At 62.7% G+C, this 18,635-nt stretch carries 18 protein-coding genes; 11 read left to right on the forward strand and 7 right to left on the reverse strand.

Features of this window, described 5'->3' with window-relative positions; genetic code table 11:
- Window positions 1-106 precede the first annotated feature (106 nt).
- From CEW89_RS18440 to CEW89_RS18465, 6 genes are all read left to right on the forward strand, one after another.
- Window positions 107-517, forward strand: coding sequence for a cytidine deaminase (locus tag CEW89_RS18440; protein ID WP_096806889.1), 411 nt, complete (start codon window positions 107-109; stop codon window positions 515-517).
- Between the two features lie 4 nt (window positions 518-521).
- Entirely contained in the window at window positions 522-1,832 is a 1,311-nt protein-coding gene (locus CEW89_RS18445; protein WP_096806890.1) for a thymidine phosphorylase, read from the forward strand.
- 3 nt (window positions 1,833-1,835) lie between these two features.
- Window positions 1,836-3,047 (forward strand): phosphopentomutase, encoded by a 1,212-nt coding sequence (locus tag CEW89_RS18450; RefSeq protein ID WP_096806891.1) that lies wholly within the window; start codon window positions 1,836-1,838, stop codon window positions 3,045-3,047.
- Window positions 3,048-3,058: 11 nt separating this feature from the next.
- The gene (locus CEW89_RS18455; protein WP_066708678.1) at window positions 3,059-4,036 is read left to right on the forward strand and encodes an adenosine deaminase; all 978 of its coding nucleotides are present in this window, start codon (window positions 3,059-3,061) and stop codon (window positions 4,034-4,036) included.
- Entirely contained in the window at window positions 4,029-4,661 is a 633-nt protein-coding gene (gene upp / locus CEW89_RS18460; protein WP_096806892.1) for a uracil phosphoribosyltransferase, read from the forward strand. Before CEW89_RS18455 ends, upp begins: the two co-directional genes overlap by 8 nt.
- A 72-nt stretch (window positions 4,662-4,733) precedes the next feature.
- Window positions 4,734-6,281 (forward strand): SPOR domain-containing protein, encoded by a 1,548-nt coding sequence (locus tag CEW89_RS18465; RefSeq protein ID WP_096806893.1) that lies wholly within the window; start codon window positions 4,734-4,736, stop codon window positions 6,279-6,281.
- 87 nt (window positions 6,282-6,368) lie between these two features.
- Here CEW89_RS18465 and CEW89_RS18470 read toward each other — a convergent pair whose 3' ends face one another.
- Window positions 6,369-7,394, reverse strand: a complete 1,026-nt coding sequence (locus CEW89_RS18470) for a hypothetical protein (protein WP_096806894.1) — start codon at window positions 7,392-7,394, stop codon at window positions 6,369-6,371.
- A gap of 114 nt (window positions 7,395-7,508) precedes the next feature.
- Between CEW89_RS18470 and CEW89_RS18475 the strand changes: the two genes are divergently transcribed.
- Window positions 7,509-8,156, forward strand: a complete 648-nt coding sequence (locus tag CEW89_RS18475; protein WP_066708368.1) for a sulfotransferase family 2 domain-containing protein — start codon at window positions 7,509-7,511, stop codon at window positions 8,154-8,156.
- 388 nt (window positions 8,157-8,544) lie between these two features.
- A complete protein-coding gene (locus CEW89_RS18480) occupies window positions 8,545-9,258 on the forward strand; it encodes a Hint domain-containing protein (protein WP_096806895.1) in 714 nt (237 codons plus the stop codon).
- Between the two features lie 89 nt (window positions 9,259-9,347).
- Here the strand turns inward: CEW89_RS18480 and CEW89_RS18485 are convergent, their stop codons facing one another.
- The 6 genes from CEW89_RS18485 to CEW89_RS18510 form a co-directional block, all read right to left on the reverse strand.
- On the reverse strand, window positions 9,348-11,555 hold the full coding sequence (locus CEW89_RS18485; RefSeq protein ID WP_096806896.1) for a 3-hydroxyacyl-CoA dehydrogenase NAD-binding domain-containing protein: 2,208 nt from the start codon (window positions 11,553-11,555) through the stop codon (window positions 9,348-9,350).
- 15 nt (window positions 11,556-11,570) lie between these two features.
- Window positions 11,571-12,782, reverse strand: coding sequence for an acetyl-CoA C-acetyltransferase (locus tag CEW89_RS18490; protein ID WP_096806897.1), 1,212 nt, complete (start codon window positions 12,780-12,782; stop codon window positions 11,571-11,573).
- A gap of 42 nt (window positions 12,783-12,824) precedes the next feature.
- On the reverse strand, window positions 12,825-13,037 hold the full coding sequence (locus tag CEW89_RS18495) for a hypothetical protein (protein ID WP_096806898.1): 213 nt from the start codon (window positions 13,035-13,037) through the stop codon (window positions 12,825-12,827).
- 93 nt (window positions 13,038-13,130) lie between these two features.
- Window positions 13,131-14,903 carry an acyl-CoA dehydrogenase C-terminal domain-containing protein gene (locus tag CEW89_RS18500; protein ID WP_096806899.1) on the reverse strand — a complete coding sequence of 591 codons (1,773 nt, stop codon included), beginning with the start codon at window positions 14,901-14,903 and terminating at the stop codon, window positions 13,131-13,133.
- Window positions 14,904-14,940: 37 nt separating this feature from the next.
- A complete protein-coding gene (locus tag CEW89_RS18505) occupies window positions 14,941-15,315 on the reverse strand; it encodes a MerR family transcriptional regulator (protein ID WP_081423960.1) in 375 nt (124 codons plus the stop codon).
- 449 nt (window positions 15,316-15,764) lie between these two features.
- Window positions 15,765-16,130: a MerR family transcriptional regulator gene (locus CEW89_RS18510; RefSeq protein WP_066708395.1), complete on the reverse strand. Its 366-nt coding sequence runs from the start codon at window positions 16,128-16,130 to the stop codon at window positions 15,765-15,767.
- 256 nt (window positions 16,131-16,386) lie between these two features.
- Between CEW89_RS18510 and CEW89_RS18515 the strand changes: the two genes are divergently transcribed.
- The 3 genes from CEW89_RS18515 to CEW89_RS18525 are packed head-to-tail and all read left to right on the forward strand — an operon-like array spanning window position 16,387 to window position 18,628.
- On the forward strand, window positions 16,387-16,815 hold the full coding sequence (locus CEW89_RS18515) for a PaaI family thioesterase (RefSeq protein ID WP_096806900.1): 429 nt from the start codon (window positions 16,387-16,389) through the stop codon (window positions 16,813-16,815).
- Window positions 16,812-17,315, forward strand: coding sequence for a PaaI family thioesterase (locus tag CEW89_RS18520; protein ID WP_066708415.1), 504 nt, complete (start codon window positions 16,812-16,814; stop codon window positions 17,313-17,315). Before CEW89_RS18515 ends, CEW89_RS18520 begins: the two co-directional genes overlap by 4 nt.
- Window positions 17,312-18,628, forward strand: coding sequence for an MATE family efflux transporter (locus tag CEW89_RS18525; protein ID WP_096806901.1), 1,317 nt, complete (start codon window positions 17,312-17,314; stop codon window positions 18,626-18,628). The genes CEW89_RS18520 and CEW89_RS18525 overlap by 4 nt, the downstream gene beginning before the upstream one ends.
- Window positions 18,629-18,635 lie beyond the last annotated feature (7 nt).

Consider the following 18,635-nt stretch of genomic DNA (forward strand, 5'->3'; position numbering starts at 1 on the left):
TGCGCCCGCCGCGAGGGTGCGGATTGTCGAGATCTCGGCGCATCTTGCTTGCATCCGCTTTCGCCCCGGCGCAGTCTTGACCAAACCGTCAAAAATGAGGTGATCCATGTCTCTACGCGCGTCTCTTCTCGAAGAAGCCGCCAAGGCACAGCCCAAGGCCTATGCCCCCTATTCGAAGTTTCGGGTGGGGGCCGCGATTCGCACCGCCTCGGGCGCGGTCTATACTGGCGTGAATGTCGAGAATGCGGCCTATCCGGAGGGCACCTGCGCCGAGGCCGGGGCGATTGCGGCCATGGTTCTGGGGGGCGAAACGGAGATTGCCGAAGTGGCGGTGATCGGCGACAGCGACGAGCCCGTGCCGCCCTGTGGCGGGTGCCGCCAGAAGATCCGCGAATTTGCGGGGCCCGACGTCAAGGTGACGATGATGTCGCGCACGGGCAAGGAATTGACCATGACGGTGGGCGAACTGTTGCCGGGGGCTTTCACCCCGGATCACATGCCGGAACACATGGAGTGATGTGATGGACGCCCGCCAGATCATCGAGAAACTGCGCGATCATCAGCCACTCAACGAGGCGGAACTGACTCTTTTCGCGCAAGGGCTGGCCTCGGGCGCGGTGACAGATGCGCAGGCCGGGGCCTTTGCCATGGCGACGCTTTTGAACGGCATGGCGGATGCGGAGCGCGTTGCCTGGACGCTGGCGATGCGCGACAGCGGCGAGTTGATGCACTGGGACCTGCCTGCGCCCGCGATCGATAAACATTCGACCGGCGGCGTGGGCGATTGCGTGTCGCTTTTGCTTGCCCCGGCTTTGGCCGCGCTGGGCGCCTATGTGCCGATGGTCTCGGGGCGTGGGCTTGGGCACACGGGCGGCACGCTCGACAAGCTCGAAGCCATTCCGGGGCTCAGAACCGAAGTCACCGATGCGCGGTTCCATGAGATCGTCGAGCAGGTCGGTTGCGCCATCGTCTCGGCCACTGGCTCCATCGCGCCCGCCGACAAGCGGCTCTACGCGATCCGCGACGTCACTGGGACGGTCGAAAGCATCGACCTGATCACCGCGTCGATCCTGTCGAAGAAACTGGCGGCGGGGCTTGAGGCCTTGGTGCTCGATGTCAAATGCGGGTCCGGTGCGTTCATGACCACGGTGGAAGACGCCCGCGCCCTGGCGCAGAGCCTTGTCACCACGGCGAACGGGGCGGGGTGCAAGACTTCCGCGCTGATCACCGACATGAACCAGCCGCTGTGCCCGTCTCTTGGGAATGCGCTCGAGGTCATGGTGGTGATGGAGGCGCTGACCAACGGCGAGGTGGACAACATCCTCTGCGATGCGACCTGTGCGCTGGGCGGCGAGCTGATGGTGCTTTGCGGGATGTCGGACGACATAGATCAGGCGACCTGGGCGGTGCGCGACACGCTGACCGATGGCTCCGCCGCCGAACGGTTCGGGCGGATGATCACGGAATTGGGTGGGCCTGCGGATTTCGTCGATCATTGGCGTGATCGCCTGCCGTCGGCGCCCGTGGTGCGCGATGTGGTGGCCGAAGCGCCGGGTTATGCGGCGCAGATGGACGGGCATGCGCTTGGTATGGCCGTGGTGCATCTGGGCGGTGGGCGTCTCAAGGGCGGCGAGAAAGTCGACCCGGCGGTGGGGCTTTCCAATGTCTGCTTGATCGGGGAATATCTCGATGAAGATAGTCTGATCGCAACGATCCATGCGCGGTCTGTCGAGGATGCGGATCGGGCGGAGGCCGCGATCCGGGCGGCGATCCGTCTGGGTCAGGAGGCCCCGATGGAGCCGCCTTTGGTGTATGAAAAGGTGACAGGATAAGCCATGGCGCGTGCATTTCTGATTGTGATGGATTCCGTGGGGCTGGGCGGTGCGCCTGACGCGGACAAGTTTTTCAACGGCGAGCGGCCCGACACCGGTGCCAACACCATCGCGCATATTGCACAGGCCTGTGCCGAGGGGCGCGCCGAAGACGGGCGGTCCGGGCCGTTGCATTTGCCAAATCTTGACGCGCTTGGTTTGGGCGCGGCCATGGCGCATGCCACGTCCGATCCCGCGCCGGGCTTGGAAGCGATGCCGGAGGGGCTTTATGGCGTGGCCGCCGAAATCTCTCCGGGCAAGGATACGCCTTCGGGACATTGGGAATTGGCCGGTGTGCCAGTGCCGTGGGATTGGCATTATTTCCCGGACGAACAGCCGTCTTTCCCGCAGGACCTGATGGATCTGGCGGCAAAGCTCTGCGGGGCAGGGGGGACGCTGGCCAATTGCCACGCGTCGGGCACCGAGGTGATCAAGGCGTTCGGCGCAGAGCATATCGAGACCGGCTGGCCGATTTGCTATACTTCGGCGGATTCCGTGTTTCAGATCGCCGCCCATGAAGAGCATTTTGGGCTGGAGCGGCTTTTGAAACTCTGCGAAGACCTCGCGCCAACGCTGCATGCGATGAAGATCGGGCGCGTGATCGCCCGACCTTTCATCGGTACGGTTGAAGAGGGCTTTACCCGCACAGGCAATCGCCACGACTATGCCATCGCGCCGCCCAGCCCGACGATTTGCGACTGGGCAAAATCTACCGGGCGCGCGACCTATGCCATTGGCAAGATTGGCGATATTTTCTCGATGCAGGGGCTGGATGAGGTGCGCAAGGGTACGGATCATGTGCTCTTCGATCACCTTTGTGACGTGATGGAGGAAGCGCCGGACGGCTCCTTCACCTTTGCCAATTTCGTCGAATTCGACAGCCTGTATGGCCACCGTCGCGACGTCTCCGGCTATGCCCGCCATCTCGAATGGTTCGACGCCCAGATGCCGCGCCTGTTTGAGCGGGCGCGCGAGGGCGATCTTTTGATTTTCACCGCCGATCATGGCAACGATCCGACTTGGTCGGGCACGGACCACACCCGTGAACAGGTGCCGGTTTTGGGCTATGGTCTCGGCCTCAAACCCATTGGCCCTGTGGCCTTTTCCGACGTGGCGGCCTCCATTGCCGATCACCTTGGGATCGAGGCCGAAGGCCCTGGAAGGAGTTTCCTTTGAGCATCACGGATATGCCGAAAATCGAGTTGCACATGCATCTCGAAGGGGCCGCCCCGCCCGCGTTCATTCGCGGTTTGGCGGCGGAGCAAAAGACCGATCTCTCGGGCATTTTCGACGAGAAAGGTGCCTATAAATACAAAGACTTCTGGGATTTCCTCAAGGTCTACGAAGCCGCCACTTCGGTCCTGAAAACACCCAAGGATTATTATCGCCTGACCCGAGCCGTTCTGGAAGAAAGCGCGGCCTCGAATGTGGTCTATACCGAAAGCTTTCTGGCCCCCGATTTCTGCGGGGGCGGCGATGTCGAGGCTTGGAAGGATTACCTTGCCGCGATCAAACAGGCCGCTGACGAGATGGAGCGCGAGGCGGGCGTCGTGATGCGCGCGATCCCGACCTGTGTGCGCCATTTCGGGCCGGATCAGGCCAGGAAAACCGCACTTTGTGCGCAGGAAACCAAGGGCGATTTCGTTACCGGCTTCGGCATGGGCGGTGACGAGGCCATGGGCAAGCAGGGTGATTTCAAATACGCCTTCGACATGGCGCGCGAGGCGGGGCTGCGGCTGACGACACATGCGGGCGAATGGGGCGGGCCGGACAGCATTCGCGACGCGCTTCGTGACCTGAAGGTCGAGCGCATCGGTCATGGCGTGCGTGCCATTGAAGACCTCGCGCTGGTCGATGAGCTTGCCGAAGCCGGGATCGTGTTGGAGGTCTGTCCGGGCTCGAACATCGCGCTCGGCGTTTACCCGAAATGGTCTGATCACCCGATTGCCGAGCTGCGCAAACGCGGCGTGAAAGTCACCGTGTCGACGGACGATCCGCCGTTCTTCCATTCCACCATGCGTTATGAATTTGACCGCCTTGCCGAGACCTTCGGCTGGGAAGAGGACGATTTCAAAGACTTGAACAAGACCGCGCTCGACGCGGCCTTCTGCGATGAAGCGACCCGTGGGGCGGTCGCCAAGAAACTGGAGCCTGCCGATGCTTGATCATCTGACCGTTGTGAAACACCCGCTTGTCCAACACAAGCTGACCATCATGCGAGACAAGGAGACCTCGACGGCGGGGTTCCGGCAGTTGCTGCGCGAGATTTCCCTGCTTCTGGCCTATGAGGTCACCCGCGAGCTGGATATGACCGAAAAGACCATCGAGACGCCGATGCAAACCATGCAGGCGCCGACGCTGGACGGGAAAAAGCTTGCGCTGATCTCGATCCTGCGGGCGGGGAACGGGCTGCTCGACGGTATTCTCGAACTGATCCCCTCGGCGCGCGTCGGCTTTGTCGGGCTCTACCGCGACGAGGAAACGCTTGAGCCGGTCGAATATTATTTCAAAGTGCCCGAGGACCTCGGAGACCGCCTCGTAATCGCCGTTGATCCGATGCTGGCGACCGGCAATTCCTCCGTCGCGGCTATTGACAAGCTGAAAGAGGCGGGGGCGAAAAACATCCGCTTCCTGTGCCTTCTGGCCGCACCCGAGGGCATCAAGCGGATGGAAGAGGCGCATCCCGATGTGCCGATCGTCACAGCGGCTGTGGACGAAAAGCTCAATGAACATGGATATATTGTGCCCGGGCTAGGGGATGCGGGCGACCGCATGTTCGGTACAAAATAAGCGATTTGCCCCCTTAACAGCGAATCGGTTCTGGGTTAGGCTCATACACAATAAGATGTGTGGGGCCACATAATGCAGGCTTTGAGAACGGTATCCGTTGCGGTTCTTCTCGCGACGACGGGGGTGGCGGTCATCGGGATTCATCAATCCGATGCGCGGTCGCTTTTCAATGCGGAGCAGCCGGCGGAATATCCGCCGCTGTCCTACAAGGGCACGCAATATGTCGACAGCCGCGGCTGCGTCTATGTGCGCGCGGGCGATGGCGCCGCGGTGCATTGGGTGCCGCGTGTGACCCGCAGCCGCGACGTGCTCTGTGGCTTCAAGCCGACTTTTGCCAATGTCGAAGACCATCTGCCGGTGATCCCCGATCCTGTGGGGACACAGGTTGCCAGCGCGCCGGTGCAGGCCGCGCCGAAAACCTCCGCTGCGCCGATGGTGCAGGTTGGGCCCGCGACCTCGGCCGCGCCTGCGACGACGAAGCCGACCGAAGCACCGATGCCGACCGTGGCCTCGGCCCTGATCGCGCCTGCCGCTCCGGTTCAGAAAACCGCCGCCAAACAACCCGCTCTGCCGCCGCTCGAAGCGCTGGCGGGCAAGACCGTGGGTGAGCGCGGCTGTGTCGCCGCCGAGCAGAACGGTCGGATGCTCTGTTCTACCGGTGAGGTGGACTACATTCTGAAACGCCTGCCTGCGGGGGTGACCGTGCGCACTGCCGATGGCGGGCGGATCACCACGACGGAGCCGACGCTGGTGCGTGTGCCGGTGAAACGTGCGCCCGTGGCACCCGTGGCTCCGGTACAACCGCCGGTGATGCTGGCCACCGCGCCGGTGACGGTGCCGCAGGCGGCTCCGGGTACGGTGATGGCCGATGCCTGCGCCGGTCTTTTGGGCAGCGATGCGCAATATATGCAGACGAACGGGCGTTATGCCGTGCGCTGCGGGCCGCAGGCGGTGCACCCCTCGGCCTATATGCAGGCGCGAACAGGCGCCCGGCTCTCCACCTACAACAGCAATCGAACCGAGGTCGCGCGCGCGGCCGGGGTCGAGGTTTATGCGTTGCCGGTGCCGGTGGCGGGCACCTTGCCGGAGGGGTATGCACGCGCCTGGACCGATGGGCGACTCAATCCGAACCGCGGGCCTCTGACGGCGCGGGGCGATCTGCAAATGGCGCAGGTCTGGACCGGAACGGTGCCTGCCCATGACCTCTATGCACCGCGCAAGAAGACCTTCTGGGAATGGTTGTTCGGCACCCCGGTCAGGAAACGCACGATGGTTCAGACGGTCGCTGCGCCGGGAACGGTTCCGGTGCAGGTGTCGACCAAATCGGTCGCGCCACAACGTGTGCCGTCGGCGGTTCAGGTCGCCGATGCCCCGTCACAACACACGGCGCAGGCTCTGCGCTATGTTCAGGTGGGCACCTTCGGGGAACCCGCCAATGCCGAGCGCTCGATTGCGCGGCTCTCGGCCATGGGTTTTCCGGTTTCGTCGCAGGTCCTGCAACGCGGCGGCAAGCCCTTGAAGATTGTTCTGGCCGGTCCTTTCGACCGGCCCGAGCAAACCCTGTCCGCTTTGGCGATGGTCCGGGGGGCCGGCTACGGGGACGCATTCGCACGCAAGTAGCGTTGAGTTAGACGAGGCAGAACAACAAAAAGAAACCCCCGCATCTGGCGGGGGATTTCTTTTGTGGGGTGCTGTGTCTCGGAAAGATCAGCCGCCGCAGACGCCCTGAAGCGCTACCCAGTCGCCATCCGAGAGAACGGGCCGCGTGGTCTCGATCCTGACCCCGTCGGCCTCGATCAGCGACAGCACGGTTTCGCCGGTGATGTCGAGCGCATAGGCATAGGGTGCGCTGTGGACCTGAGCCTCTGCGAAGGCGGTGATCAGCTTGTCGCGGTCCGGTCCGGCCAGCGGCGCGGTCAGAAGGCTTTCGGCATGGGCGTCGAGCACTTCGGGCGGAATATGCCCGGTGGTCAGCAGCCGCAGAGAGGTCATCAGCCCGGCCTCGCGCAACAGCCTTTCGAGCGGGTCTTCCTCGCGGGCGCGCTCAATCTCGGCCAGCACATAGCCCGCAACCACATCCGGATCCTCGTGATCCTCGACCACGGCCCGGTTGAGGAGCACGATGCCGCCGGGCAGGTGCTGGGAGATCGCAACGCCGCTGGTGAGCACGACAATCTGGCCGCCGCCGCCGGGAATGAGCCGTATTTTCAGCTTGTTGAGGGCCCGCGCCCCATGCACCGTGTCGCAGGGTGCGCCGGAGAGGCGGCGGATGCGGTCGAGCAGTTCCTGGCCGATTTCGGCGCGGGTCACGGTCGGGACGATGGTCACCGCCTGACGGATCAGCGCGCCGGGCAGCCAGAACAGGCCAAGCCCGAGAAGGGCCGCGACCGCGAGGCTGATCAACCCGCCGCGCAGCCGTCCGGGATGGGGGCGGGCACGGTCGATGGCGCGGCGGATGCGGGCGATGGCCTCGTTCATCAGCTCGTCCTCGATCTCCAGCTCCTCGGCGCTGTCGGGGGCGGGGCGGTAGCGCACGGGGCTTTCGCCCTCCGGTGTGATGCGTTCGATGGCCGGAAGCGACCAATGGGTCAGCGCCTGACCGTCGGTGCGCGATTCCGAAAGCGTCAGGGTTGCCTCCCCCACGGAAACGATCACGGGGCGGCGCTGGCTTTCCCCGTCGGGAAGCCAGAGGCCGGGGGCCTCGAGACGTTCGAATTCGGTGAGCGCGATCATGCGCGGGCTGCTCTTTCCATTGTTTGACGGTACTCTAGCGGGGATCATCCGGGGCGACAATCTCTCAGGACAATCCCTCTGGGCGGCGATCCCGGGTTCGGTTAGGGTCGGAACATGATCATTTCGCCCGGACGCCACTATATTTTCGTGCATATCCCCAAGACCGGGGGCACGGCTTTGACGCAGGCGCTCGAGGCGCGGGCGATGGCGGATGACATCCTGATCGGGGATACGCCGAAAGCGGTGAAGCGGCGCGGGCGGATCAAGCAGATGGAGGCGGCGGGGCGGCTTTGGAAGCATTCCCGGCTCTCCGACATCGAGGGGCTGGTGCCGCGCGACGCGTTTGGCGGCTATTTCATCTTTACGCTGGTGCGTAATCCGTGGGACCGGATCGTGTCCTATTATCACTGGCTGCGGGCGCAGGGCTGGGATCATCCGGCGGTACGGCTGGCCAGGGCGGAGAGTTTCACCGGCTTTCTGAACGCGCCCGAAACCCTGCGCAGCCTGTCTGCGCCTTACAGCAGCTACATGTGCGACGGGGCGGGCGTGGAGCGGGCCAGCCATTATGTACGGCTTGAGGCGCTGGACGAGGATCTTGCACCGCTCTGGGATCATTTGGGGTTCGATCTGTCGCCGATTGGGCGGGTGAACGCGTCGGAGCGCAGTCGCGATGTGCGGTCTTTCTACACGGATGCGGATGCGGAGGCGGTGGCGCGCATTGCGGCCCCGGACATTGCCCGATTTGACTATCGCTTCGACTGAGTTGACGGCGGGACTGTGTCGCGATTGCGGCAAATTGGTTAATGAAACCTGTGGGATGGGGCTTGGGCTTTGGCGGGAGGGCTCGAATCGACGCGTGATTCCAGAGGGACATCGGGAGCGGCGTGGCCGCGGGTCCTTGAAAAATTGGTTAATCCGCAGACGCGGGAAAAATTTCTTAAAAGACTGTTACCAAATTCGCGAACAATTGAATGAAATCGGTTCAATTACCGCCTGTGTCGAAATTGTGCCGTATTTCCGTCCCATTCGGGCCGAACTCTGACCGCAGCCGGGCGATTTTCTGAACCTGCAAAGAGGGCGTGTGAGGAAACGACGGGCTGCCACCCGCAAAAAACTTCGGTCACAGGCTCTCGTTCATGGGGATGAAGCGATGATGAAACTGGGTCAGATGTTGCGCAGGGAACCGCTCCGCGAGGCCTCCGGTCGGACGGGGGCCTGGGATGGCACTCTGCAGGGGATGCAGCCGGTTCTGACCAGCGGTCTCATCGCCGGAACCCAGATCGCCACGGCCAGGGGATGGCGCGATGTGGCGGAGATCAAGGAAGGCGACAAGATCCTGACCTTCGACGAGGGTATGCAGGCGGTCGGGACGATTTCCCGCAGCTGGGCTTATCTCGGTCACGGATCGGTGCCGATGCAGCACTGGCCGCTTGTCGTTCCGCCGGGCGCATTGGGCAATCGCGCCGAGATGCTGCTTTTGCCGGAACAGCCGGTGATGGTCGAGAGCGACACGGGCGAGGCGATGTTCGGCGATCCGTTTACCTTGATCCCGGCGCTGGCGCTTGAGGGCTACAAGGGCATCGAACGCGCCCGTCCGCATCAGGCGGTGCTGGTCATCGTGTTGCATTTCGCGACGGAGCAGGTGGTGTTCGCCAATATCGGCGCGCTGTTTCATTGCCCGGCGGAAGAGGTGATGAGCATTGCCGATCTGATGGAGGACCGGTTTGTGCCGGGCTATGAGGTGCTGTCGCTGACCGAGGCGCGGGTGTTTGTCGATGCGCTTTTGGACGAGGATGCGCAGGACGCCCAGTGGATGCGGATGCAGCCGCAACGCCGCGAGGAGAAATCCGAGCGCGCGATCTGAAATCCGCCCGAGGGGAGCACGCGAAAGACGAGAAGTCATGAAAAAGCCCTCCCCCGAAGGGAAGGGCTCTATCGTACTGTTGGCGCCGATCAGGCGGCTTTGCTGTCCACACCCGCGCCGAAGCGGCCATAGAAGGTCTCGCCGGAGGCCGCCATCTCACGCAGGAGTTTCGGCGTCTCGAAGCGCGGCCCGTGGGTGGCGGTGAGATTGTCGCAAATCTCGACCGCTTTACCGGCACCGATGATGTCGAGCCAAGAGAACGGCCCGCCGGACCAGGGCGCAAAGCCCCAGCCGAGGATCGCGCCGACGTCGCCTTCGCGGATGTCTTCCAACACGCCTTCTTCGAGCGCGCGGACGGCCTCCAAGACCTGCGCCATCATCAGGCGGTGCTGGACCTCATCCAGATCGGGCTGGGCGTCGGCCACCGGGAACTCGGCGTTGAAGCCCTCCCAGAGGAAGCCGCGCTTGCCCTTCTCGTCGTAGTCGTAAAAGCCCGCGTTGGCTTTTTTGCCCAGACGCCCCTGATCGTACATCCAGAACACCACCTCATCGACGGCCGCGTCCGGGTAGGCGTCGCCCATGGCGGCTTTGGTGGCTTTCGCGATCTTCACACCGAGATCAATCGAGGTCTCGTCGATGAGCTGAAGCGGCCCGAGCGGGAAGCCCAAAAGCTTGGCGGCATTCTCGATCAGCGGCAGATCCACACCCTCGGCCGCCATGCGCACACCCTCGTTGATGTAGGGAATGATGCAGCGGTTGGCGTAGAAGAACCGCGCGTCATTCACGACGATCGGCGTCTTGCGGATCTGGCGCACATAGTCGAGCGCTTTCGCCACGGCGACGTCACCGGTTCCCTTGCCCTTGATGATCTCCACGAGGAGCATCTTGTCGACAGGGGAAAAGAAGTGGATGCCGATGAACTGCTCCGGTCGGACCGACGCCTTGGCCAGCTCGGTGATCGGCAGGGTCGAGGTGTTGGAGGCAAAGATGCAGTCCTCGCCGACGATGGCCTCGACCTTTTTCGTCATCTCCGCCTTGACGCCGATGTCCTCGAACACGGCTTCGACGATCAGATCACATCCTTTCAGAGCGTCGAGATCGGTTGTCGCGGTGATGCGGGAGAGCACTTGCTCTTTCTTCTCCGGCGTCACTTTCTTGCGGCTGATTCCCTTGTCGAGGAGGCTCTCGGAATAGGCTTTGCCCTTGTCCGCAGCCTCTTGCTTCATGTCGATCAGCACGACCTCAATGCCCGCATTCGCCGAGACATAGGCAATGCCCGCGCCCATCATGCCCGCGCCCAAGACGCCGACTTTTTTGACGGTCTGGTCCGCGACCTCGGGACGGTTCGCGCCCTTTTCCAGTGCTTCCTTGTTGATGAACAGGGACCGGATCATCGCGGAGGAAGACGGGTTCATCAGCACATGGGTGAACCAACGGGCTTCGATCTTGAGCGCGGTGTCGAACGGCACCATCGCGCCTTCGTAGACGGCGGAGAGCAAGGCTTTCGCCGCCGGATAGACGCCCTGGGTGTTGCCGTTGACCATGGCGGAGGCGCCGACGAAGGTCATGAAACCGGCGGGGTGATAAGGCGCGCCGCCGGGCATTTTCCAGCCCTTGGCGTCCCAGGGTTTGACGATGTCGGCGTCTTTCGCACTCAAAACCCACTCTTTGGCTTTCGCCAAAAGCTCACCGGGTTCCACCACCTCGTGGATGATCCCCGCACCTTTGGCTTTCATCGGATCGAGCATCTTGCCTTCGAGAAGGATCGGCGCCGCCGCCATCGCGCCGACCATGCGCGAGACGCGCGTGGTGCCGCCCATGCCGGGGAAAATGCCGACCTTGATCTCCGGCAGGCCAATCTTGGCCTTGGGATTGTTGGCGGCAAAGATGCGGTGACAGGACAAAGGCAATTCGAGTCCGATGCCAAGCGCCGTGCCGGGCAGGGCTGCGGCGACGGGCTTGCCACCCTTGTTGGTCTTCGGGTCCATGCCCGCGCGTTCCAGTTTGCGCAGGATCGCGTGCATGCTCATCAGCCCGTCAAAGAGACCCTGCGCCGGGTTGTCCCCGGCGGCGTCCTTCATCTTGGCGATGATATTAAGATCCATGCCGCCCGCGAACGTGTCCTTGCCGGAGGTCACGACGATGCCTTTCACGGCGTCGTCGCCAAGCGCCTTGTCGATGCATTGATCCAGCTCGGCGATGCCCTCCATCGAGAGCACGTTCATGGACTTGTTGGGGATGTCCCAGGTGATGATCGCGACGCCGTCCGCGTCGACGGAATAATGAAAATCGGTCATATGCTGTTCCTCCCCTTACACGCGCTCGATGATTGTGGCCGCACCCATGCCGGATGCGATGCAGAGCGTGGCAAGGCCGGTGCCAAGGCCCTTGCGCTCAAGCTCGTCCAGAAGCGTGCCGATGATGATCGCGCCGGTCGCGCCCAGCGGGTGACCCATGGCGATGGAGCCGCCGTTGACGTTGACCTTGGAGCTGTCGACATCGAAGGCCTGCATGAAGCGCAGCACCACGGCGGCAAAGGCCTCGTTCACCTCGAACAGGTCGATGTCATTGATCGACATGCCGCTGTCCTTGAGGATTTTCTCGGTCACGGGCACGGGGCCGGTGAGCATGATGGTCGGATCGGTGCCGATCTTGGCGGTCGCGCGGATGCGGGCGCGGGGTTTGAGGCCCCATTTCTCACCGAATTCCTTGTTGCCGATCAGAACGGCGGCGGAGCCATCGACGATGCCCGACGAGTTGCCCGCATGGTGGATGTGGTTGATCTTCTCAAGATGCGGATATTTCATCAGCGCGATCTTGTCGAAGCCCGGCATCACCTCGCCCATGTCCTTGAAGGAGGCTTTGAGCGCGCCGAGCGTCTCGACGGTCGTGCCCGGACGCATGTATTCGTCATGGTCGAGGATGGTCAGGCCGTTGATGTCCTTGACCGGCACGATGGATTTCGCGAAGCGGTTGTCCTTCCACGCGGCTTCGGCGCGGTTTTGGCTCTCGACGGAAAGCGCATCGGCCTCTTCGCGGGAGAACCCGTATTCGGTGGCGATGATGTCCGCCGAGATGCCCTGGGGCACGAAATAGGTTTTCATTGCCAAGGACGGGTCCACGGCAATCGCCGCCCCGTCGGAGCCCATGGCGACCCGGCCCATCATCTCGACGCCGCCGGCGATATAGGCCATGCCCGCGCCGCCCTTGACCTGATTGGCGGCGATGTTGACGGCTTCCATGCCGGAGGCGCAGAAGCGGTTGATCGCCAGACCGGGAATGCTCTGATCGAGATCGGAAGCGAGAACGGCGGTTCGCGCAAGGCAGCCACCCTGTTCGCCGACCTGGGTCACGTTGCCCCAGATCACATCCTCGACGGCATGGCCCTCAAGGCCGTTGCGCTCCTTGACGGCGTTCAGCATCTGCGCGGAAAGCGCGGCCGAGGTCACCTCGTGCAGGCTTCCGTCTTTGCGCCCCTTGCCGCGCGGGCTGCGCAGGGCGTCGTAAATATAGGCTTCAGTCATTCAGTCCTCCTCAGGGTCCGGCCTGCAGGCCAGTCTCGATCGTCAGCGTTTGCGCCCGGCCAGTTCGGAATTGAACAGGCGCAGGCGGTGCGTCAGCTTTTCTTCATCCGTGACGGAGGAGAAATTCTCGAACAGGAAAGACAAAGCCTCTCCCTCGTCCAAGCCCGCCTCCCTCGCGAACTGCCTGAGGCGACGATACCCGTCTTCGGTCATGGAAACAGGAAAACGCCGCGTCATTCTGAACCGCTTCGGCATGGTTACGCTCCGTCATTTCGTCTTTTCGGACGCTTGAAATGGAAAGGCCCCCGCCGGGATGGGCGAGGGCCTCAGTTTCGGGTTGCGCAGAGTTTAGAACGCCTCGGCGGGGAGAGTCATCACCGGATCGGCACCGGATTCGATGCGTTTCAAAAGCGTGCCGGTCATCGGCAGTTGCCGCGCCATGTAATAGCGCGCGGTGGTGAGCTTGTTCTGGTGGAACTCCGGGTCGTCCGTGCCGTTTTCCAGAGCCGCCAGCGACACTTTCGCCATCCGCGCCCACATCAGCCCGAGGCAGACATAGCCGAAGAGATGCATGAAATCATACGAGCCAGACAGCGCCGCGTTCGGGTTTTTCATGCCGTTCTGCATGAAGAACATGCCCGCGCCCTGAAGGTCTTTGGAGGCGGCTTTCAGCGGATCGACGAATTCGGCCATCTCGCCTTCGCCGTTCTCTTTGCAGAAAGATTTCACCATCTCGAAGAAAGCCATGACATGCTTGCCGCCATCGGTCGCCAGTTTGCGGCCGACGAGATCGAGCGCCTGAACGCCGTTCGCACCTTCATAAATCATGGCGATCCGGGCGTCGCGCGTAAATTGCGACATGCCCCATTCCTCGATATAGCCGTGGCCACCATAGACCTGCTGCGCATTGACCGTCGCCTCATAACCCTTATCGGTCAAGAAGCCTTTGAGCACCGGGGTCATCAGGGAGATGAGGCCATCGGCGTCCTTGTCCTTGGAACGATGCGCCTGGTCGATGAGCTGCGCGCCCCAGAGCATGAAGGCGCGGGCGCCCTCGATGAAGCTCTTTTGATCCATCAGGTTGCGGCGAATGTCCGGGTGCACGATCAGCGGATCGGCAGGACCCTCCGGGTTCGCGACGCCGGTGACGGCGCGGCCTTGCAGACGGTCCTTGGCGTAGATCACGGCGTTCTGATAGGCGGCTTCGGCTTGGGCGAGGCCCTGCATGCCGACACCGAGACGGGCTTCGTTCATCATGGTGAACATGGCGCGCATGCCTTTGTGCATATCGCCCAAGAGATAGCCGGTGGCCTCGTCATAGTTCATCACACAGGTCGAGTTGCCGTGGATGCCCATTTTCTTCTCGATGGAGCCGACCGACACGCCATTTTTCGCGCCCGGATTGCCATCCTCATCGACGATGTATTTCGGCACGATGAACAGGGACACGCCCTTGATCCCCTCGGGGCCGCCAACGATTTTCGCCAGCACGAGGTGGATGACGTTCGAGGACATGTCGTGATCGCCCGCCGAGATGAAAATCTTCTGGCCGGAGATCTTGTAGGAGCCATCCGCCTGCGGCTCGGCCTTGGTGCGCATGAGGCCCAGATCGGTGCCGCAATGCGGTTCCGTCAGGTTCATCGTGCCGGTCCATTCGCAGGAGGTCATCTTCGGCAGGTAGGTGGCCTTTTGCTGATCCGTGCCATGCACAAGGATCGCCGAGGCCGCACCATGGGTCAGGCCCTGATACATCGTAAAGGCCTGGTTCGCGGCGGAGAACATCTCGCCCACGGCGGTGCTCATCAGATAGGGCAGGCCCTGACCGCCGAACTCTTCGGGCAGATCGAGCCCCGGCCAGCCGCCTTCTTTGACCTGCTCGAAGGCGTCCTTGAAACCGGTGGGCGTGGTGATCACGCCGTTCTCGAAGGTGCAGCCTTCCTTGTCGCCCACCACGTTCAGCGGTGCGATCACTTCGGAGGCGAGCTGGCCGGCGGCATCGAGAATGGCCTCGGTGAACTCGGGCTCAAGATCGGAATAGCCCGGAATGTCGGAGCCGGAAATGTTCAGCACATCGTGCAGAACATATTGAATGTCTTTCGTCGGAGCCGTGTAGCTCGGCATGGCGTCTCTCCCTTGCATGGCGCGCGGGAGCGTTGCCTCACTCCGCGCGTTTCAATCCTGCGATCTGTCCTTCGACAAACGCAATTTCATCTTCCAGATCGGTCATCACCGCGATCAGCGCCTGTTTCTGCGCTTCCATCCCCGCGAGCTTCTCGTGATACGCCACAAGCGTCTCACGCATCTGCGCCTCGCCTTCGTCCTCTTCCTTGTAGAGATCAAGCAACTGCCGGATCTCCTCAAGGGAAAAGCCGAATTTCTTTCCGCGCAGGATCAGCGTCAAACGCGCCCGGTCCCGCTTGGTGAACAGCCGTTTCTGACCCTCCCGGATCGGGAACAGCAATTCCTTGGCTTCATAAAAGCGCAGCGTGCGGGGCGTCACGTCGAACGCATCGCACATTTCGCGAATGGTCATCACCTCTTTGGTCGTCACGTCGGCCTTCTCCGGTTCTCGTCGCTTGGGTGGCATGTCCCGTGCTCAATTGCATGGAACGGCTCCCCGTCAGAGGCGCGAAGGTCAGCCTTCGGCCCCACCCTAATCGCATTTGCGATGCCGCTTCATTCGAAACGTGGCGTCATTTCGGATGGCTTCCAAATCCGCAGCCCGCTGAGCGTTACGGTAAAATTACGCATTCGTTATCGGCAATGCAAACGGTTTGGTATGCATTGCAAATTTTTGCCTGTTTTCCCTTGAAAATTGCACTTAAAGCGCTTTGGATTTTTTGTAAAAATCAGCGTTTTCATCCCATGGGGTGAAAGCGAACGCCCCTGCTCCCCGGGGCGTGTTTCCCGGCGGCGGCGAAAGAACGCCGCGTCGCGTTCAGGTCACTGTTCCGGTGCGCCGCCTCAGGGCAGGTGCACGGTCTACGCGTCTTTCATCGTCTCGGCGCGCAGTTCCTTCAACTCGCCGATCGCCTTTTCCAACTCGCGTTTTTGCTCTTCGAGCGCGACAAGCTGACGGTCGGCCAGTTCGACAAAGGCCTGCGCCTGGGCCTGGGTGCCCTTTTCTTCGTAGATCAACAGCCACTGACGGATTTCTTCAAGGGAGAACCCGTATTTGCGCCCGCGCAAAATCAGTGTCATCCGCGCCACTTCGCGCGGGGTGTAATAGCGGGAGCGGCCCTCCTTCTCGGGGGCCAGCAATTCGATATATTCGTAATAACGTAACGTGCGCGGTGTCACATCGAACTGCGCGCACATTTCTTTGAACGTGAGACGTCGGTCAGACATGGCTTCTCTCTCTCCTCACGTTGCATCTAAACAGATGAGTTCAGTTCCGCAACTCAATTCGGGACGGTACGGTCAGCATAGTAAACCGCATGGCAGGGGATCAAGGCCCGTCGCGGCGGGGAGGGACGGCGGCATGTGCGCGGGGTGCTGTTACGTCACGCGGGAATTGTCGGAAATCGGGGCAATTTGCCCTTGCGGCGCTGGGATCATCTCACATTATGGAGGCCAACTTGTCCAAAAGGTCACAATTTTCGTCATGGATGACGCACGCACCCAAATGGCCCGCCAGTTCATCGAGCATCTGCCACATTGCGCAGCGCTCGGCATGTCGCTCGAACAGATCGGCGACGGGCAGGCGGAGATTCTCATGCCCTATGCGGAAAAGCTGATCGGCGATCCGGAAACCGGCGTGATCCATGGCGGGGCGATTTCGGCGCTGATGGACACCTGTGCCGGAGCTGCCGTGATGAGCCACCCCAGGGCAGGGATCTCCACCGCGACGCTCGATTTGCGTATCGACTACATGCGGGCGGCGAAACCGGGGACGACGATCACCGCCCATGCCATCTGTTACCATGTCACCCGTGCCGTGGCCTTTGTCCGGGTTTCCGCGACCGACGGTGCCAGCGACGTGCCGGTCGCGGCGGCCACCGGCGCCTTCACCGTGGAAAGGGGCGCATCATGAGCCGTTCGAAACCCGAGCCGATTCAGGTCGTCAAGGAACGCCGGGATGCCGCCCTCGCGGAGCTGGTGGCGCGCGTGCCCTATGTCTCCTTCATGGGGTTCGAATTCGAACGCCGCGGCGATGAGCTGACCGGGATCATGCCGTTCCGACCCGATCTGATCGGCAACCCGACGCTGCCCGCGCTGCATGGCGGGGCGTTGGCCGCCTTTCTCGAAGTCACCGCGCTGATTTCGCTGAGCTGGTCCATGGTCTGGCCGCGGATCGAAGCGGGGGACGCGGGAGAGATCCTGCCGAAATTTCCGAAAACCATCGACCTGACGGTGGATTACCTGCGTTCCGGCCTGCCGCGCGATGCCTATGCCCGCGCCGAGATCACCCGCGCGGGACGGCGCTACGCCTCCGTCCGGGTCGAAGCCTGGCAGGACAACCGGGCGCGTCCGACGGTGCAGGCGATGGGACATTTCCTGATGCCCGACACAAGACCCGACCCCGTGGCATGAGTGCCGCTCCGCCGGACCTGAGCCACCGCCGGGTTCTTAAGATCGCCATTCCCATCGTGCTCTCGAATGCCACCGTGCCGATCCTCGGCGCGGTCGACACCGGCGTCGTGGGGCAGATGGGGGAGGCGGCCCCCATCGGGGCGGTCGGTCTCGGGGCGATCATCCTGGCCTCGATCTATTGGATTTTTGGCTTTCTGCGCATGGGCACGACGGGGTTGGTGTCTCAGGCGCGGGGGGCTGGCCAACCGGGCGAGGTGGCGGCGCTTCTGACCCGCGCTCTGATGATCGCCTTTGCGGGCGGGCTGGCGCTGATCGTTTTTCAACTGCCGATCCTCTGGCTGTCATTTCGGCTTTCGCCCGCGACCCCGGAGGTGGAGGCGCTCGCCCGTTCTTATATCTCGATCCGCATCTGGTCGGCGCCCTTTGCCATCGCGGTCTATGGTCTGACCGGCTGGCTCATTGCGCAGGAGCGCACGCGTGGCGTTCTGGCGCTGCAACTCTGGATGAACGGGGTAAACATCGCGCTCGATCTCTGGTTTGTGTTGGGGCTGGGCTGGGGGGTGCGCGGTGTGGCCTATGCCACCTTCGCCGCCGAGATCAGCGGTGCGCTGATGGGCCTGTGGCTGTGTCGCGATGCTTTTGCCGTGCCGGCCTGGCGCGACTGGCCGCGGGTGTTCGACCGCGCGCGCCTGATCCATATGGCGAAGGTCAACACCGACATCCTGATCCGCTCCGTGCTTTTGCTGACCATCATGGTCAGCTTCACCTTCCTGTCGGCGGGGTTCGACACGGTGACGCTGGCGACCAACAACATTCTGATGCAATTCGTCTCGATCACCGCCTATGCGCTCGACGGGTTCGCCTTTGCCGCCGAGGCCATCGTCGGGCAGGCGCTGGGCGCGCGCTCCGCCTATGCGCTGCGACGGGGCGCGTTGCTGGCCTCGTTCTGGGGGCTGCTTTCGGCGGTGCTACTGAGTGCGGTCTTCGCGATTTTCGGCGGCATGATCATCGACGTGATGACCACCGCGCCGGATGTGCGCGCTGAGGCGCGGGTGTATCTGCCGTGGATGGTGGCCGTGCCGGTGGTGGGGCTTGGCTCGTGGATGCTCGACGGGATTTTCATCGGCGCGACACGGACGCGGGACATGCGCAACATGGCGGCGCTGTCGCTGGGGATCTACCTTCTGGCGGTGGCGGCGCTGATCCCGCTGATGGGTAATCACGGGCTTTGGGCCGCGCTGATGGTCAGCTACGTGGCGCGCGGTGCGACGCTGTTCTGGAAATACCCGGCGCTGGAACGCGCGGCGCTCTGACGCCGGA

Origin of the sequence: Celeribacter ethanolicus, assembly GCF_002407265.1 — a bacterium.
Lineage (GTDB): Bacteria > Pseudomonadota > Alphaproteobacteria > Rhodobacterales > Rhodobacteraceae > Celeribacter > Celeribacter ethanolicus.

Excerpts from the sequence above, each read along its gene's own strand:
- CEW89_RS18450 (WP_096806891.1), top strand. The coding sequence starts at position 1,836 with ATGGCGCGTGCATTTCTGATTGTGATGGATTCCGTGGGGCTGGGCGGT.
- CEW89_RS18465 (WP_096806893.1), top strand. The coding sequence starts at position 4,734 with ATGCAGGCTTTGAGAACGGTATCCGTTGCGGTTCTTCTCGCGACGACG.
- CEW89_RS18470 (WP_096806894.1), bottom strand. The coding sequence starts at position 7,394 with ATGATCGCGCTCACCGAATTCGAACGTCTCGAGGCCCCCGGCCTCTGG.
- CEW89_RS18505 (WP_081423960.1), bottom strand. The coding sequence starts at position 15,315 with ATGACCATTCGCGAAATGTGCGATGCGTTCGACGTGACGCCCCGCACG.
- CEW89_RS18485 (WP_096806896.1), bottom strand. The coding sequence starts at position 11,555 with ATGACCGATTTTCATTATTCCGTCGACGCGGACGGCGTCGCGATCATC.
- CEW89_RS18445 (WP_096806890.1), top strand. The coding sequence starts at position 522 with ATGGACGCCCGCCAGATCATCGAGAAACTGCGCGATCATCAGCCACTC.
- upp (WP_096806892.1), top strand. The coding sequence starts at position 4,029 with ATGCTTGATCATCTGACCGTTGTGAAACACCCGCTTGTCCAACACAAG.
- CEW89_RS18520 (WP_066708415.1), top strand. The coding sequence starts at position 16,812 with ATGAGCCGTTCGAAACCCGAGCCGATTCAGGTCGTCAAGGAACGCCGG.
- CEW89_RS18490 (WP_096806897.1), bottom strand. The coding sequence starts at position 12,782 with ATGACTGAAGCCTATATTTACGACGCCCTGCGCAGCCCGCGCGGCAAG.
- CEW89_RS18510 (WP_066708395.1), bottom strand. The coding sequence starts at position 16,130 with ATGTCTGACCGACGTCTCACGTTCAAAGAAATGTGCGCGCAGTTCGAT.
- CEW89_RS18500 (WP_096806899.1), bottom strand. The coding sequence starts at position 14,903 with ATGCCGAGCTACACGGCTCCGACGAAAGACATTCAATATGTTCTGCAC.
- CEW89_RS18525 (WP_096806901.1), top strand. The coding sequence starts at position 17,312 with ATGAGTGCCGCTCCGCCGGACCTGAGCCACCGCCGGGTTCTTAAGATC.
- CEW89_RS18515 (WP_096806900.1), top strand. The coding sequence starts at position 16,387 with ATGGATGACGCACGCACCCAAATGGCCCGCCAGTTCATCGAGCATCTG.
- CEW89_RS18495 (WP_096806898.1), bottom strand. The coding sequence starts at position 13,037 with ATGCCGAAGCGGTTCAGAATGACGCGGCGTTTTCCTGTTTCCATGACC.
- CEW89_RS18440 (WP_096806889.1), top strand. The coding sequence starts at position 107 with ATGTCTCTACGCGCGTCTCTTCTCGAAGAAGCCGCCAAGGCACAGCCC.
- CEW89_RS18475 (WP_066708368.1), top strand. The coding sequence starts at position 7,509 with ATGATCATTTCGCCCGGACGCCACTATATTTTCGTGCATATCCCCAAG.
- CEW89_RS18455 (WP_066708678.1), top strand. The coding sequence starts at position 3,059 with ATGCCGAAAATCGAGTTGCACATGCATCTCGAAGGGGCCGCCCCGCCC.
- CEW89_RS18480 (WP_096806895.1), top strand. The coding sequence starts at position 8,545 with ATGATGAAACTGGGTCAGATGTTGCGCAGGGAACCGCTCCGCGAGGCC.